Annotated in this window: 18 protein-coding genes; 12 read left to right on the top strand and 6 right to left on the bottom strand. The window is 71.6% G+C overall.

All coding sequences use genetic code 11. The features are described 5' to 3' along the window. Nucleotides 1-8: 8 nt before the first annotated feature. A complete protein-coding gene (locus ABZ876_RS29470; protein ID WP_361787616.1) occupies nt 9-326 on the bottom strand; it encodes a dsRBD fold-containing protein in 318 nt (105 codons plus the stop codon). Between the two features lie 187 nt (nt 327-513). Between ABZ876_RS29470 and ABZ876_RS29465 the strand changes: the two genes are divergently transcribed. Continuing rightward, nucleotides 514-888, top strand: a complete 375-nt coding sequence (locus tag ABZ876_RS29465; protein ID WP_361787614.1) for a YchJ family protein — start codon at nt 514-516, stop codon at nt 886-888. 37 nt (nt 889-925) lie between these two features. Here ABZ876_RS29465 and ABZ876_RS29460 read toward each other — a convergent pair whose 3' ends face one another. Further along, on the bottom strand, nt 926-1627 hold the full coding sequence (locus tag ABZ876_RS29460) for a FadR/GntR family transcriptional regulator (protein WP_361787612.1): 702 nt from the start codon (nt 1625-1627) through the stop codon (nt 926-928). Between the two features lie 130 nt (nt 1628-1757). On the opposite strand from ABZ876_RS29460, the gene ABZ876_RS29455 reads away from it, so the two are divergent. The 3 genes from ABZ876_RS29455 (at nt 1758) to ABZ876_RS29445 (ending at nt 4219) form a co-directional block, all read left to right on the top strand. Continuing rightward, entirely contained in the window at nt 1758-2297 is a 540-nt protein-coding gene (locus tag ABZ876_RS29455) for a gluconokinase (RefSeq protein WP_361787610.1), read from the top strand. 100 nt (nt 2298-2397) lie between these two features. Continuing rightward, entirely contained in the window at nt 2398-3795 is a 1398-nt protein-coding gene (locus tag ABZ876_RS29450; RefSeq protein ID WP_361787608.1) for a gluconate:H+ symporter, read from the top strand. Between the two features lie 97 nt (nt 3796-3892). Continuing rightward, the gene (locus tag ABZ876_RS29445; protein ID WP_361787606.1) at nt 3893-4219 is read left to right on the top strand and encodes a hypothetical protein; all 327 of its coding nucleotides are present in this window, start codon (nt 3893-3895) and stop codon (nt 4217-4219) included. On the opposite strand, the gene ABZ876_RS29440 is transcribed toward ABZ876_RS29445, so the two are convergent. The 3 genes from ABZ876_RS29440 to ABZ876_RS29430 form a co-directional block, all read right to left on the bottom strand. Continuing rightward, entirely contained in the window at nt 4173-4805 is a 633-nt protein-coding gene (locus ABZ876_RS29440; protein WP_361787604.1) for a cytochrome b/b6 domain-containing protein, read from the bottom strand. The two genes, ABZ876_RS29445 and ABZ876_RS29440, sit on opposite strands and share 47 nt — an antisense overlap. Then, entirely contained in the window at nt 4789-5562 is a 774-nt protein-coding gene (locus ABZ876_RS29435; protein WP_361787602.1) for a molybdopterin-dependent oxidoreductase, read from the bottom strand. Before ABZ876_RS29435 ends, ABZ876_RS29440 begins: the two co-directional genes overlap by 17 nt. A gap of 104 nt (nt 5563-5666) precedes the next feature. After that, nucleotides 5667-7322, bottom strand: a complete 1656-nt coding sequence (locus tag ABZ876_RS29430; RefSeq protein ID WP_361787600.1) for an FAD-binding dehydrogenase — start codon at nt 7320-7322, stop codon at nt 5667-5669. Between the two features lie 248 nt (nt 7323-7570). Here ABZ876_RS29430 and ABZ876_RS29425 point away from each other — a divergent pair, with 248 nt between their 5' ends. The 8 genes from ABZ876_RS29425 (at nt 7571) to ABZ876_RS29390 (ending at nt 13712) form a co-directional block, all read left to right on the top strand. Further along, complete coding sequence (locus ABZ876_RS29425) at nt 7571-8464, top strand: DMT family transporter (RefSeq protein WP_361787598.1); 894 nt, start codon at nt 7571-7573, stop codon at nt 8462-8464. An 82-nt stretch (nt 8465-8546) separates the two neighbouring features. Beyond that, a complete protein-coding gene (locus ABZ876_RS29420; protein ID WP_361787596.1) occupies nt 8547-9065 on the top strand; it encodes an NUDIX domain-containing protein in 519 nt (172 codons plus the stop codon). Nucleotides 9066-9133: 68 nt separating this feature from the next. Beyond that, a complete protein-coding gene (locus tag ABZ876_RS29415; protein ID WP_361787594.1) occupies nt 9134-9526 on the top strand; it encodes a DUF202 domain-containing protein in 393 nt (130 codons plus the stop codon). Continuing rightward, complete coding sequence (locus ABZ876_RS29410; RefSeq protein ID WP_361787592.1) at nt 9523-9846, top strand: DUF202 domain-containing protein; 324 nt, start codon at nt 9523-9525, stop codon at nt 9844-9846. Before ABZ876_RS29415 ends, ABZ876_RS29410 begins: the two co-directional genes overlap by 4 nt. A 166-nt stretch (nt 9847-10012) precedes the next feature. Beyond that, a complete protein-coding gene (locus ABZ876_RS29405) occupies nt 10013-10309 on the top strand; it encodes a hypothetical protein (RefSeq protein ID WP_361787590.1) in 297 nt (98 codons plus the stop codon). A 93-nt stretch (nt 10310-10402) separates the two neighbouring features. Then, the gene (locus ABZ876_RS29400; RefSeq protein ID WP_361787588.1) at nt 10403-11314 is read left to right on the top strand and encodes an MBL fold metallo-hydrolase; all 912 of its coding nucleotides are present in this window, start codon (nt 10403-10405) and stop codon (nt 11312-11314) included. A 154-nt stretch (nt 11315-11468) separates the two neighbouring features. Then, nucleotides 11469-12491 (top strand): phosphotransferase family protein, encoded by a 1023-nt coding sequence (locus ABZ876_RS29395; RefSeq protein ID WP_361787586.1) that lies wholly within the window; start codon nt 11469-11471, stop codon nt 12489-12491. Nucleotides 12492-12497: 6 nt separating this feature from the next. Further along, nucleotides 12498-13712: an acyl-CoA dehydrogenase family protein gene (locus ABZ876_RS29390; protein WP_361787584.1), complete on the top strand. Its 1215-nt coding sequence runs from the start codon at nt 12498-12500 to the stop codon at nt 13710-13712. A gap of 51 nt (nt 13713-13763) precedes the next feature. Here ABZ876_RS29390 and ABZ876_RS29385 read toward each other — a convergent pair whose 3' ends face one another. Then, a complete protein-coding gene (locus ABZ876_RS29385) occupies nt 13764-14357 on the bottom strand; it encodes a TetR/AcrR family transcriptional regulator (protein ID WP_361787582.1) in 594 nt (197 codons plus the stop codon). Nucleotides 14358-14366 lie beyond the last annotated feature (9 nt).

The raw sequence follows: 14366 nt of genomic DNA, 5'->3' as shown, positions 1-14366 counted from the left end.
CGGCCTCCTCACTCCCGGGGAAGCCACAGCGGGGCGGGTGGGGCCTCCTCCGGCGCTCCGGTCTCTTCGATGTCGCCGGCGGCCGCGCGCAGCAGCTTCTGGCCCAGCGCGATCAGCGCGCGCCCGGCGGCGAGCTCGTCGCCGATCTCGGGGACCTCCGGGTCGTAGGGGTTGCGGTGTGCCGCGGCGCAGCTCTCCAGCAGGTTGTCACCGGTGTCCAGGACGACCCGGGCCGTGGTGGCGGGGTCGTGCTCGGAGAGGTAGAGGCGCAGGGTCCACTCCTTGGCGGTGGGAGGCCGGCTGCGGGCGGCTCGGGTCGTCGTCATCTTCCGTCCCTCCTCACACCGGTGCGCCGCGGCGCCGCACACGGCGCACGGTCTTCTTCCACTGTGACTCCGATGGGGCGGGTACGCACGCAAGGAAAGCCGAAACTCCGGCGGCCCGGCCGGCCTTCTCGCCGGTCCGTCCGCCCGCCGCGCGGGGCGCCGCGCCCGACCCGGCAGAATGACGGTCATGACCACGCGTTCCTGCCCGTGCGGGCTGTCCGAGGCGTACGAGAAGTGCTGCGGCCGTTTCCACTCGGGTGCCGTCGCCGCGCCGACCGCCGAGGCGCTCATGCGGTCCCGGTACAGCGCGTTCGTCCAGGGGGACACCGGGTATCTGCTGCGGACCTGGCATCCGCGCACCCGTCCCGCGCGCCTCGACCTCGACCCCGGGATGCGCTGGACGGGGCTGGAGGTCCTGGAGTCGACGGGCGGATCCGCGTTCCACTCGACGGGAACGGTGACCTTCCGCGCCTCCTACCGGGGCGGCACCCTGCACGAACGCAGCCGGTTCGAACGGGTGGACGGGGCATGGGTGTACGTCGACGGGGACTTCCTCGACTGACGCGGCGACGGACGGCCGACGCGGCGACATACGGCCGCTATGGCACGAGAATGTCCAGCTCGTGCAGTGCGCCGACGGTGATCTCGCGGGTCAGATGCTCGGCACGGGCCGCGTCCCCTTCCCGTACCGCCTCCGCGACCTGGACGTGCAGGGTGACCGCGGCCGGGTCGGGGTCCTCGAACATCACGTCGTGGTGGGTGCGACCGGAGAGGACCTCCGCGACCACATCGCCGAGGCGGGCGAACATCTCGTTGCCGGACGCGTCCAGGATCGTCCGGTGGAAGGCCATGTCGTGGACCAGGTATCCCTCCAGCTGGTGACCGCGCGAGTTGGCGACCATGCCCAGTGCGCACTCGGTGAGCCGGGCGCACTGCTCGGGCGTGGCGTTGCGGGCGGCCAGGCCCGCGGCCACGGGTTCGATCGCCGACCGCAGCACGGTCAGTGAGCGCAGCTGGTGCGGGCGGTCGGCGCCGGCCAGGCGCCACCGGATGACCTGGGGATCGTAGACGTTCCACTCGGCCTTGGGACGGACCGTCACTCCCACCCGGCGGCGGGATTCCACCAGGTGCATCGACTCCAGGACCCGGACCGCCTCGCGCATCACGGACCTGGAGACCTCGAAGTGCTGGGCGAGTTCGTCGGTGCGCAGGACGCTGCCCGGCGGGTACTCGCCCGCAGTGATCGCTGGGCCGAGGGTGTCCAGTACACGGCCGTGCAGTCCCCGGCCCGGAGTGGTCATGCACTCAGCGTACGAGGCGGGTCACGCCAAGAAAAAGTCAGACTTATTCATCACAGACTCTTGAATTAGTCGTACCTAATCGGTTTCAGTGACGTCGACATCAGATGTCGACGAAGACAGCGAGAGCACGATGCAGCAAGTGCGTACCCCCCACGTCGTCGTGGTCATGGGCGTCGCGGGAACCGGCAAGACCACGGTCGGTCCCCTGCTCGCGGCCCGGCTCGGCGTTCCGTACGCAGAGGGCGACGACTTCCACCCGCCGGCCAACATCACCAAGATGTCGGCGGGTGTCCCGCTCACGGACGAGGACCGGTGGCCCTGGCTGGACGCCATCGGCACCTGGGCGCAGGGGCGGGCGGGACTCGGCGGGGTCGTCAGCAGCTCGGCGCTGAAGCGGGCGTACCGCGACCGGCTGCGGGCCTCGGCTCCCGGCATCGTCTTCGTGCACCTCACGGGCGACCGCAAGCTCATCGAGGACCGGATGGCGCACCGGCAGGGGCACTTCATGCCCACCGGGCTGCTGGACTCCCAGTTCGCCACGCTCCAGCAGCTGGAGCCCGACGAGGCGGGGGTGGCGGTGGACGTCTCGGGCAGCCCCGAGAAGATCACCGCCCGCGCCATGGACGCCCTGCGCGACCTCGAGCGGTCCTCCGCCCAGCCCTCGCAGTAACCCCCGGCCCTCGCGCCGCCGCCGCTTCCCCGGGGCGGGCGGTCCGAGGGCCCTTCCCCACCAGAAACCGAGAGTTCCTCTCCTCACCCAAGGGACCCCCGTGACCAGACTCAGCGTCGAGATGCTGGCAGCGGACACCGTCGAGCCGATCACCTCGGCGGGCCACGCTCAACTGGGCATCGCTGCGGCGGCGGGCATCGCCGTCATCGTGCTGCTCATCACCAAGTTCAAGCTCCACGCCTTCCTGGCCCTGACCATCGGCTCGCTCGCCCTCGGCGCGTTCGCCGGGGCACCGCTCGACAAGGCCATCACCAGCTTCACCACCGGACTCGGCTCGACCGTCGCCGGTGTGGGCGTCCTGATCGCGCTCGGCGCGATCCTCGGCAAGCTGCTCGCCGACTCCGGGGGCGCGGACCAGATCGTCGACACGATCCTCGCCCGGGCCAAGGGCCGTGCGATGCCGTGGGCGATGGTGCTGATCGCCTCGGTGATCGGTCTGCCGCTGTTCTTCGAGGTCGGCATCGTGCTGCTGATCCCCGTCGTGCTGATGGTCGCCAAGCGCGGCGGCTACTCGCTGATGCGGATCGGCATCCCGGCGCTCGCGGGCCTGTCGGTGATGCACGGTCTGATCCCGCCGCACCCGGGGCCGCTGGTGGCGATCGACGCCGTCAAGGCCAACCTCGGCGTGACGCTGGCGCTCGGGGTGCTGGTCGCCGTCCCGACGGTGATCATCGCCGGTCCGCTGTTCTCGAAGGTCGCGGCCCGCTGGGTGGACGCCCCGGTTCCGGAACGGATGCTCCCGCCGCGCGCCTCCGAGGAGTTGGAGAGGCGTCCCGGCTTCGGCGCCACCCTGGCCACCGTGCTGCTCCCGGTCGTCCTGATGCTGTCCAAGGCCCTGGTCGACATCGTCGTGGACGACCCGGCGAAGATGGTGCAGCGGATCTTCGACGTGATCGGCTCCCCGCTGGTCGCCCTGCTCGCCGCCGTGATCGTCGGCATCTTCACGCTGGGCCGCCCGGCCGGGTTCAGCAAGGAGCGGATCACGCGGACCGTCGAGAAGGGGCTCGCCCCCATCGCGGGCATCCTGCTCATCGTGGGCGCCGGCGGCGGCTTCAAGCAGACGCTGATCGACTGCGGCGTGGGCAGGATGGTCCTGGACATATCCAGGGACTGGTCGATCCCCGCCCTGCTGCTGGCCTGGCTGATCGCCGTGGCGATCCGGCTCGCGACGGGTTCCGCGACCGTGGCGACCGTCTCGGCGGCGGGTCTGGTCGCGCCGCTCGCGGCCGATATGTCGACCACTCACGCCGCCCTGCTGGTCCTGGCCATCGGCGCCGGCTCGCTGTTCTTCAGCCATGTCAACGACGCCGGCTTCTGGCTGGTGAAGGAGTACTTCGGACTGAGCGTCGGGCAGACCGTCAAGACCTGGTCGGTCATGGAGACGATCATCTCGGTGGTCGCCGGCGCCTTGGTGCTGCTGCTGTCCCTAGTGATCTAGCCGCTGCCGGACTTCGGAACGTCGCGGACTTCCCGGACCGACTACAGCGGATGCCCGGCCAGGGAGTCCAGGACGTCACGCGCGTCCAGGACGTCACGTGGCGGCGATCCGGAGTTCGACGGCAGTCGCCTCCGCCTTCCTGACCGCCGGCCACCCGCTGACGGTGGGGAACCGCACCCCCGGCCGGGCCGGCGGCACCCCCGGCCGGGGCGCCACCGTCGCCTCGGCCGCGGCAGCACCGGCCCGGCTCGTCGAGGCCCCCGAGGCACACGGCCCGGACGCCGGGGCACTCGCGGCGGCCAAGCGGGCCGCCGGCCGGGCCGTGGCCGGCGGGCACGGCCGGGACGGGCGCCCCCGGCTCGTGACATGCGTCGCGGCTACGGGCGCCACAGCGGGTGTTCCCGGTCCGCCCAGTGGCGGCTGACCAGGCCCGTGCGCAGGCCCCTGCGGGACTCCGGGTCTCCGAGGGCCATGCCGATGTGGCCGGCCAGGACCACGCCGATGGTCAGGGCGAGCCAGTCGTGCACGAAGGTCGCCGATGTGCGCCACTTCAGCGGGGTGAGGTGGGTGAACCACATCAGCAGTCCCGTGCCGAGCATCACCAGCGTGGCGCCCGCGATCCAGGCCGCGTACGTCTTCTGGCCCGCGTTGAACTTTCCCGCGGGGCGGGACCGGCGGCGGTGGTCGCGGCGCAGGGCCGCGCGCAGCCAGATCCGGTCGTGCGGCCCCCAGCGGTTGAGGTGGCCCAGGTCCGCGCGGAAGGCCCGGGAGGCCAGGCCCGCCAGGACGGGGACCGGGAGCAGCACGCCCGCCACCTCGTGGATCCTGACCACCAGTTCACGGCGGCCGACCAGTTCCGCGAAGACCGGGATGTACAGGCAGGCCGCGGTGGCCACGCACACGCCCATCAGCACGGCCGTCGTGCGGTGGACCCAGCGCTCCGCGCGCGTGAAGCGGTGTACCCGGGCCGGAGCGGCGACGGGCTGCTCGGCGTCAACTCGTGGGGGCATCGTCCCGTCCGTTCGACCGGCCGACCCACGCGTCCACGTCGTAGCCGCGCTCCTCCCAGTACCCGGGGCGCACGTCCCGGGTGACGGTGATGCCGGAGAGCCACTTCGCGGACTTGTAGAAGTACATGGGGGCGACATAGAGGCGGACCGGGCCGCCGTGTTCGTGGCTCACCGGCTTGTCCTGCATCTTCAGCGCCACCAGGACATCGCTGCGGCGCGCCTGGTCGAGGGTGAGGCTCTCGGTGTACGCCCCGTCGAAGCAGGTGAAGCGGACGGCACCGGCGGAGGAGCGGACGCCCGCGGCCTCCAGCAGGGTGACGAGCCGTACCCCTTCGAACGGTGTCTTCGGCACCCGCCAGCCCGTGACGCACTGGACGTCCTGCACGAGCCGGGTCTGGGGCAGGGCCCGCAGGTCGGCGAGCGTATAGGTCTTCGGGTGGTCGACCAGGCCGTCGACGGTGAGGCGGTAGTCGGTCTCGTTCCGGTGCGGAACGGACGCCGTCACGGAGTAGTACCGGAAGCCGCCACCGTTGGGCAGCAGACCGGTCAGGCCCGTCGGGTCCTTGCCGGAGACACTGCCGAGGAAGGCTTCCAGACCGCGCTGGAGCGTGGGCGCGGCGACGACGCCGAGCGCGCCGAGGCCCAGGGTCCCCAGCAGCACCCGGCGTCCTATCGGGGTGCCGGTCGCGGTGGGCTCGGGTGTCCCCCGGTCCCCGGGCTCCGGTGCGTCCCTCTCTTCGGGTCGTTCAGGGTTCACGGACTGATTCGAACACCCGCCACCCCCTCGGGGCCAGGGTGGACGGGTGCCCGTCAGGATTCCGTAACCATTTCTCACCGGGTTCTCAGGGGCCCGGCCTCCCGTCACCCGAGCGCCTTCGCCGCCGCGCGTCCGGCCGTGCGCCCCGAGAACAGGCAGCCGCCGAGGAACGTGCCCTCCAGGGAGCGGTAGCCGTGCACCCCGCCCCCGCCGAAGCCCGCCGCCTCCCCGGCCGCGTACACCCCCGCGAGCGGGTCGCCGCCCTCGGTCAGCACCCGCGAGGACAGATCGGTCTCCAGGCCGCCGAGCGTCTTGCGGGTGAGGATGTTCAGGCGCACCGCGATCAGGGGACCCGCGCCGGGGTCAAGGATGCGGTGCGGGGCGGCCGTGCGGATCAGCCGGTCGCCGAGAAAGCGGCGGGCCCCGCGGATGGCGGTCACCTGGAGGTCCTTGGTGAACGGGTTCAGGACCTCCCGGTCCCGCGCGACGATCTCGCGGCGCAGCTCGGCCTCGTCGATGAGCGGCTCCGCGGTGAGCGCGTTCATACCGCGCACCAGCGCGCCCAGGTCCTTCTCCACGACGAAGTCGACACCGTGGTCCATGAACGCCCTGACCGGTCCGGGCACGTCCGCGCGGGCCCGTCCGATCACGTCCCGGACCGACTTGCCGGTGAGGTCGGGGTTCTGCTCGGAGCCGGACAGCGCGAACTCCCTGCCGATGATCTTCCGGTCGAGCACGAACCATGTGTGGTCGTACCCGGTCTTCATGATGTGCTCGAGGGTGCCGAGGGTGTCGAAGCCGGGGAAGAGCGGGACGGGCAGTCGCCGGCCGCGGGCGTCGAACCAGAGGGAGGACGGGCCCGGCAGGATGCGGATGCCGTGGTTCTCCCAGACGGGATCCCAGTTGTGGAGACCCTCGGTGTAGTGCCACATGCGGTCGCGGTTGATGAGACGGCCGCCGCTCTCCTCCACGATGCCGAGCATCTTCCCGTCGACGTGCGCGGGCACGCCCGAGACCATCCGCTGCGGCGGCGCGCCGAGACGCTTCGGCCAGTTGGCCCGCACCAGGTCGTGATCGCCGCCGATGCCGCCGCTGGTGACGATCACCGTCTGGGCCCTGAACTCGAAGGCGCCGGTGACGGTGCGGCTGCTGGCCTGGCCCCGCTGCACGTCCGAGGGCTCCAGGACCTCCCCGGTGACGGTGTCGACGGTGCCCGCGCTGCGCGCGAGCCCGGTGACCCGGTGCCGGAACCTCAGCTGGACCAGACCGCGCGCGGCGCCGGCCCGGACGCGGCGTACGAACGGTGCGATCAGCCCGGGGCCGGTCCCCCAGGTGATGTGGAAGCGGGGAACGGAGTTGCCGTGGCCGGTGGCGTCGTATCCGCCGCGCTCGGCCCAGCCGACCACCGGGAAGAAGCGGACACCCTGCCGGTGCAGCCAGGCCCGTTTCTCGCCGGCCGCGAAGTCGACGTACGCCTCCGCCCATGCGCGCGGCCAGTGGTCCTCGGGGCGGTCGAATGCGGCGGTGCCCATCCAGTCCTGGAGGGCCAGGGCGTGGCTGTCCTTGATCCGCAGCCGGCGCTGCTCCGGCGAGTCGACGAGGAAGAGGCCGCCGAAGGACCAGAACGCCTGGCCGCCCATCGACTGCTCGGGCTCCTGGTCCAGCAGGATCACCTTCCGGCCGGCGTCCACCAGTTCCGCGGTCGCGGTGAGCCCGGCGAGGCCCGCCCCGATGACGATGACATCAGCGTCGTAGGCCATGGGGCCAGTTCCTCTCGACGTGGCTACCGGTCGGTATGCCGTGACCGACGGGACAGATCCTTCGGCAGGAGGAGTGACGGCGTCAACCGCCTGCTCCCGGGTACTCGCCGTGCGTAGGTTCGAGCGTCGTGCGCCATGGACGGGCGGCGCCTGTCGAGAAGCGGTCAACCACGGGCGGGGCACAGTCCGGGGCGTTACAGTCGGCGTGATACGCCTGCCGTGACCCCGTTGAATCATCGAGGTACAGCGTGTCGGTACTGGTTCTGGCCCTCGCCGTGAGCGCGGCCTTCTGCCTGGGCACCGGGTTTGTGCTGCAGCAGAACGCCGCACAGCACGCGCCGCTCAGCGACTTCCTCTCCCCCCGGCTGCTGCTGGACCTGGTGAAGATGCCCCGCTGGCTCGGCGGCATCGGCCTGATGGTGGTCGGTATGGGCCTCAGCGCCGTCGCGCTGGCCCATGGGGAGATCTCCCTGGTCGAGCCGCTGGTCGCCACGAACCTGCTGTTCGCGCTGGCCGAGTCCCGCCGGCAGACCAGACAGCCGCTGGGCCGTCAGGGGTGGGCCGGGCTCGTGCTGCTCGCCGGTGGCGTCACGGCGTTCATCGTGGCGGGGCGGCCCAGGGCGGGCGTCGCGGTCACGGATCCGGTGCGGCACTGGTTGATCATCGGCGTGATGGTCGGCCTGGCGCTGCTGCTGACGGCCTATGCGAAGAAGTCACGGCTGATAATCGGGCCGGTGCTCCTGGGCCTGGCGGCGGGGCTGCTGTACGGGGTGCAGGACGCACTCACCCGGGTGAGCGGGCAGCGGCTCACGGCGGGCGGCTGGACGGAGTTCGTCACCGGCTGGCAGCCCTACGGTGTGCTGGTGCTCGGGGTGACGGGGCTGATCCTGGTGCAGAGCGCGTTCGAGACGGCGCCGCTGCGGATGTCCCTGCCCGCGCTGACCGCCGCCCAGCCGTTGGCCGGGATCGTGTGCGGGGTGGGCTTCCTCGGGGACCGGCTGCGCACCGACACCGGCGCGCTTGCCTGGGAGACGGCGGGACTCGCGGCGATCGTCTTCGGCATCGTGCTGCTGGGCCTGCACCCGGCCATGCCCCGGGGGGCGGCTGAGCCGGAACGCGAACGGGACCTCCAGGCGGGGTGAGGCCCGCGGCGCCGGAGCGCGGACGGGTCCGTGGCGTGCGGGCGGGACGCACGGTGCCGGCCGGCGCTGCTTGGATGGGTGTATGAGTGCCGCAGACGAGCTCCTCGACATCGTGGACGAGAACGACAGGGTCATCGGGCAGTCGCCGCGCGGGGAGGCGTACGCGAGCGGACTGCGCCACCGGTGTGTGTTCATCCAGGCGCGGGACGGCGAGGGCCGGCTGTTCGTGCACCGCCGCACCTCCACCAAGCTGGTCTTTCCGTCCCTGTACGACATGTTCGTCGGCGGGGTCGTCGGCGCGGGCGAGTCCTACGACGACGCCGCCCTGCGGGAGGCGGAGGAGGAACTCGGCGTCAGCGGGCTGCCCCGGCCCGAACCGCTGTTCAGGTTCCTGTACGACGACGGCCCCGGCCGGAGCTGGTGGTCCTCGGTCTACCAGGTCCGCTGCGACCTGCCCGTCAGCCCCCAGGCCGACGAGGTCGCCTGGTACGCCTTCCTGCCGGAGGAGGAGGTGGACCGCCGGCTGTCCGGCTGGGAGTGGGTCCCGGACGGCCTGGCCGCGTACCGACGTCTCAAGGAGTACCGGCGGGCCACGGCCTGAATCCCCGCCCGGACCGTGCCGCCGCCGCCCCGCCGGGCCCCCGGTGACGGACGGGTAGGGTCCTGCACGTGAGCGAATTCGTGCGGAACGTCCGGCTGTGGTTCGCGCCCCAGGAGATCCGGCAGGAGGGCCGTACGCCCGACTACCGCTTCTCGCTGGCCAACGAGCGCACCTTTCTGGCCTGGCTGCGCACCGCGCTGGCGCTGATCGGCGGGGGTTTCGCCGTGGACCAGTTCCTGCCGGACCTGCGCTGGGCCTGGCGGGCCGGGCTCGCCCTGGGGCTGCTGGGCGCCGGCGTCCTGTGCTCGTTGCGCGCCATCAACCACTGGGTGCGCTGCGAGCGGGCCATGCGGCGCGGCGAGGACCTTCCCGCGTCGCGTTTCCCGGCACTGCTGAGCATCGCCGTCGCCGTGGTGGCGGTCGCCATGGTCGTGATCGTCGTCCTCGGCTGGGAAGGATGAACGCCCCGGCCCCGGAGCGCGACCCGGGACTCCAGCCGGAGCGCACCCGGCTCGCCTGGCGCCGCACCACTTTGTCGAGCACCGTTGCCGCCGTTCTGGCCGCGAAGACGGCGCTGCACGACGGGACGGCGGCCGGCTTCGCCGCGGTCATCCTGTGCGGCCTGCTCTGGCTCGGCTTCCTGACCCTCGCTCACCTGCGCATCCGTGCCCTGGCCACCGCGGAGACCGGCCCCGCCACACGACTGCGGACCCGCCACGCCACCGCAGCGACCCTCTGCACGGCCGCCCTCGCCCTGTGCGCGGCCGCACTGGTGTTCTGAGCACGCTCGGCGTGCTCACACGGCACGCTTGTCGAGCGAGTCGAGATTGCCCCTTTTGGTACTGTTCATCCGGCCGGTTTCTCCTCCCACCGGTTTCTCCTCCCACCGGTTTCTCCTTCCGTCAGTCCGAACCGCCCCTCGCACGACACCTTCGAAGGTGAGCGCCATGAGCACCCAGCACGCGGAACACACAGGACACCCTCACAGCCACGGCCCGGCCTGCGGGCACGACGCCGTACCGCACGGGGATCACGTCGACTACGCCCACGACGGCCATCTGCACCGTGAGCACGGCGGCCATTGGGACGAGTGCGACGCCGGGGGGCACGTCACCCACGAGGGACACGAGCACCAGCACGGCGAGGGCTGTGGCCACCGCGCGGTCCCGCACGGCGACCACGTCGACTATCTGCACGACGGCCACCGGCACGCCGGGCACGAGGGACACTGGGACGACCACTGACGACTCCGCGGCCGCACGGGGAACCCCTGCTTCCGCGGGCTCGTTGCCGACTGGCAGGCTTGGTCACCGGTTGACGACGACTCAGGGGGTCCCATGGCCGCGGCGGAACCGTACACGGTCGCACTCGCCGACGACGTACACGCCTATGTGCAGCCGGACGGCGGATGGTGTCTGAACAACGCCGGGTTCGTGGCGGACGGCACCACGACCCTGCTTGTCGACACCGCGGCGACCGAGCGCCGCACACGCGCCCTGGCCGCCGCCATCGCGGCCACCGGGGCGGCCGCGCCGCGGTTCGTCGTCAACACCCACCATCACGGCGACCACACCTACGGCAACTCCCACTTCGCGCCGTTCGCCACGATCGTCTCGCACGCCGGCTGCCGACGGGAGGCGCTCGCGAGCGGACACAACCTGCCGCTGGTGTGGCCCGGGATCGACTACGGGGACATCCGTATCCGGGGCGCAGATGTGACGTACACCGACCGGACGACGATGCATGTCGGCGGGATCGACGCACAGATCATCCATACCGGCGTCGCCCACACGGTCGGGGACTCCGTGGTGTGGCTGCCGCACCGCCGGGTGCTGTTCGCCGGTGACCTCGTCTTCGAGGGCGGTACGCCGTTCCTCCTGATGGGTTCGCTCAGCGGCTCGCTGCGCGCCCTCCACACGCTGCGCGAACTGGGTGCCGAAACGGTGGTGCCGGGCCACGGCGCGATCACCGACCCCTCGGAGTTCGACCGCACCGAGCGCTATCTGCGGTTCGTCGCGGACGTGGCTCAGGAGAACCACGCGGCGGGCCGTACACCGCTCCAGGCCGCCCAGGCCACCGACCTCGGGGAGTTCGCGCAGTGGCGCGAGAGCGAGCGGCTGGTGGCCAATCTGCACCGCGCCTACGCCGAGCTGGACGGCCGCCCGGAGGGCTCACCCCTGGATCTGCTGCCCGCCTTCCATGACATGGCGGTCATGAACGGTGGGGAGATGGTGGCCAGCCACGCATGAGGGCACGGCGGCGCGTCGCCGCCGTGCCGGTACCCCGGCAGTCGGCGCCACGGAGAGCCCGTGGCGCCGATCACGTTCGCGCCACCCACTGGACGACATACCGACCGGTCGGCATCATGATGGTGGTCCCGTTTCCGCGCATGTAGGAGCAATGATGAGCCCAGACCACCCGCCGGGTCTCGATCTCGACCGGCTGCGCGGGCTGCTCGACACCGAGCGGCCCGGCCTGGTGAACGGTCCCCTGACCGGCCGGCTGATCGAGGGCGGGCGGTCCAACCTCACCTACGCCGTCTCGGACGGCACGGCCCGGTGGGTCGTACGACGTCCCCCGCTCGGGCACGTCCTGGCCACCGCGCACGACATGAAGCGCGAGCACCGGGTGATCAGCGCGCTGCACCCGACGGCCGTCCCGGTGCCGCGCCCGGTGCTGCTGTGCGAGGACGACTCCGTCCTCGGCGCCCCCTTCTACGTGATGGACTTCGTCGAGGGCACCCCCTACCGCACCGCCGAGCAACTCGCCCCGCTCGGCCCGCAGCGGACCCGGGACGCGATCCTCGGGCTGGTGGACACCCTGGTGGAGCTGCACGCGGTGGACCCCGCCGAGGTGGGGCTCGCCGACTTCGGCCGCCCCGAGGGCTTCCTGGACCGGCAGCTGCGCCGCTGGGGCAAGCAGCTGGACGCCTCCCGCAACCGGGAGCTGCCCGGCATAGACGAGCTGCACGCCGCACTCGGCCGCGCGCTGCCCGTCTCGCCCCAGGCCACCGTGATCCACGGCGACTACCGCCTGGACAACGTACTGCTCGGCGACGACGACCGGATCGCCGCCATCCTGGACTGGGAGATGTCCACGCTCGGCGACCCGCTCACCGACGTCGGCCTGCTGGTGATGTACAGCGTGCCCCTGCGGCTGCCGGACTCCCCCATCTCCACCACCGCCATCGCCGAGGGACACCCGGACCCGGCCGAGCTGATCGAGCGGTACGCCGCCCGCTCGGGACGCGACCTCACCGCCGTCTCCTGGTACACGGCGTTCGCCTGGTTCAAGCTGGCCGTGATCCTCGAGGGCATCCACTACCGCTACACCCTCGGCCAGACGGTCGGGCGGGGCTTCGACCGCATCGGCGAACTGGTGCCCGTGTTCATCGAGCACGGCCTGACCACCCTCCAGGAAGGCTGAACCGTCATGGACTTCGCGTTCGACGCGCGCACCGAGGAACTGCGCGCCAAGCTGCTCGCCTTCATGGACGAGCACGTCTATCCGGCGGAGGCCGTCGCCGAAGAGCAGCGGGCGGGGCTGGCCTCCCCGTGGGACACCCCCGCGATCGTCGAGGAGCTGAAGGCCGAGGCCCGCCGGCAAGGCCTGTGGAACCTGTTCCTGCCCGACGCCGAGTACGGCGCCGGGCTCACCAACCTCCAGTACGCGCCGCTCGCCGAGATCACCGGCCGCTCCCCGCAGCTCGCGCCCACCGCACTGAACTGCGCGGCGCCCGACACGGGCAACATGGAGGTGCTCGCCCAGTTCGGTGACGAGCGGCAGAGGAAGCAGTGGCTGGAGCCGCTCCTCGCCGGGGAGATCCGGTCGGCGTTCGCCATGACCGAGCCCGAGGTGGCCTCCTCGGACGCCACCAACATCACCACGCACATCGAGCGCGACGGCGACGAGTACGTCATCACCGGCCGCAAGTGGTACATCTCCGGGGCGATGAACCCGGACTGCAAGATCCTCATCGTGATGGGCAAGACGGACCCGGACGGGGCCGACATCCGCCGTCAGCAGTCGATGGTGCTGGTCCCGCGCGACACGCCCGGCGTGCACGTCAAGCGGGCGATGCAGGTGTACGGCTACGAGGACCACTACCACGGCGGTCACGCCGAGGTCGTCTTCGACCACGCGCGCGTGCCGGTGTCGAACCTGATCGGGGAGGAGGGCGGCGGCTTCGCCATCGCCCAGGCCCGGCTCGGTCCCGGCCGCATCCACCACTGCATGCGGCTGATCGGCATGGCCGAGCGGGCGATCGAGCTGATGTGCGTCAGGGCCGTCTCCCGCACCGCCTTCGGCAAGGCGCTGGCCCAGCAGGGCGTGGTGCAGGGGTGGATCGCCGATGCCCGTGTGGCTGTGGAGCAGCTGCGGCTGCTGGTGCTGAAGACCGCGTGGATGATGGACACGGTCGGCAACAGGGGCGCCCACACCGAGATCCAGGCCATCAAGATCGCAACTCCGCGCACGGTCGTCGACATCCTCGACAAGGCGGTCCAGCTGCACGGCGCGGGCGGGGTGAGCCAGGACTTCCCGCTGGCCGAACTGTGGGCGGCGGCCCGGACCCTGCGGCTCGCGGACGGGCCGGACGAGGTGCACCAGCGGTCCCTGGCGCGCCGGGAGCTGAAGAAGTACCTCTGAGACACAAGTGCGGGGCGGCCGTGGAGACGGCCGCCCCGCATACGTATGCGCTCAGGGCCGCAGCGCCCGCAGCAGCAGGTCCGCGAGATGGTCGGCGACCTGCTGGGGACTGAGCGGCCCGTCGGGGCGGTACCAGGTCGACAGGTGGTGCACCGAGCCGAAGTGGTAGTCGACCACCAGGTCGGCGGGCGTGGCGGTGGAGAACACGCCCTTCCTCTGGCCCTCCTCGATCAGGGCGCGGAACCGTTCGTGGTAGCGGCGCCGCTCGGCGCGTACCTGCTTGTTCTTCTCCGGGCTCAGGTGGTGCATGGACCGGAAGAAGATCATCGCGTCGTCGAGGTTCTCGATCGTGGTGACGACGACGTCCGCGGCCGCGCCCCGCAGCCGCTTCTCGATCGGCTCGTCGGCGTCCGCAAAGGCGTCGAGGCGCTCCTGCTGGATGCGCAGCACCCGCGCGTACACCTCGTGCAGCAGATCGTCCTTGGAGCCGAAGTAGTGGTAAAGCGCACCCTTGGTGACGCCGGCCGCCTCGACGATCTCCTGCACGGATGTGCGGTCGTACCCCTGATCGGCGAAGAGCCGGGTGGCGGCGGCCAGCAGCCGCTTCGGGACGGGTGTACCGTCACCGTCCGTCGTTCTGGGCACTGCCGCCAC

Source organism: Streptomyces sp. NPDC046931 (genome assembly GCF_040644655.1).
Classification (GTDB): Bacteria; Actinomycetota; Actinomycetes; order Streptomycetales; family Streptomycetaceae; genus Streptomyces.
The sequence above is the reverse complement of the archived record's forward strand: the minus strand, read 5'-3'. Positions and strand labels throughout refer to the sequence as shown.

Bases quoted from the DNA above. Each gene is read 5' to 3' on its own strand.
- ABZ876_RS29395 (WP_361787586.1), top strand. From the start codon at position 11,469: ATGAGCCCAGACCACCCGCCGGGTCTCGATCTCGACCGGCTGCGCGGG.
- ABZ876_RS29465 (WP_361787614.1), top strand. From the start codon at position 514: ATGACCACGCGTTCCTGCCCGTGCGGGCTGTCCGAGGCGTACGAGAAG.
- ABZ876_RS29420 (WP_361787596.1), top strand. From the start codon at position 8,547: ATGAGTGCCGCAGACGAGCTCCTCGACATCGTGGACGAGAACGACAGG.
- ABZ876_RS29390 (WP_361787584.1), top strand. From the start codon at position 12,498: ATGGACTTCGCGTTCGACGCGCGCACCGAGGAACTGCGCGCCAAGCTG.
- ABZ876_RS29430 (WP_361787600.1), bottom strand. From the start codon at position 7,322: ATGGCCTACGACGCTGATGTCATCGTCATCGGGGCGGGCCTCGCCGGG.
- ABZ876_RS29440 (WP_361787604.1), bottom strand. From the start codon at position 4,805: ATGCCCCCACGAGTTGACGCCGAGCAGCCCGTCGCCGCTCCGGCCCGG.
- ABZ876_RS29460 (WP_361787612.1), bottom strand. From the start codon at position 1,627: ATGACCACTCCGGGCCGGGGACTGCACGGCCGTGTACTGGACACCCTC.
- ABZ876_RS29455 (WP_361787610.1), top strand. From the start codon at position 1,758: ATGCAGCAAGTGCGTACCCCCCACGTCGTCGTGGTCATGGGCGTCGCG.
- ABZ876_RS29400 (WP_361787588.1), top strand. From the start codon at position 10,403: ATGGCCGCGGCGGAACCGTACACGGTCGCACTCGCCGACGACGTACAC.
- ABZ876_RS29410 (WP_361787592.1), top strand. From the start codon at position 9,523: ATGAACGCCCCGGCCCCGGAGCGCGACCCGGGACTCCAGCCGGAGCGC.
- ABZ876_RS29470 (WP_361787616.1), bottom strand. From the start codon at position 326: ATGACGACGACCCGAGCCGCCCGCAGCCGGCCTCCCACCGCCAAGGAG.
- ABZ876_RS29405 (WP_361787590.1), top strand. From the start codon at position 10,013: ATGAGCACCCAGCACGCGGAACACACAGGACACCCTCACAGCCACGGC.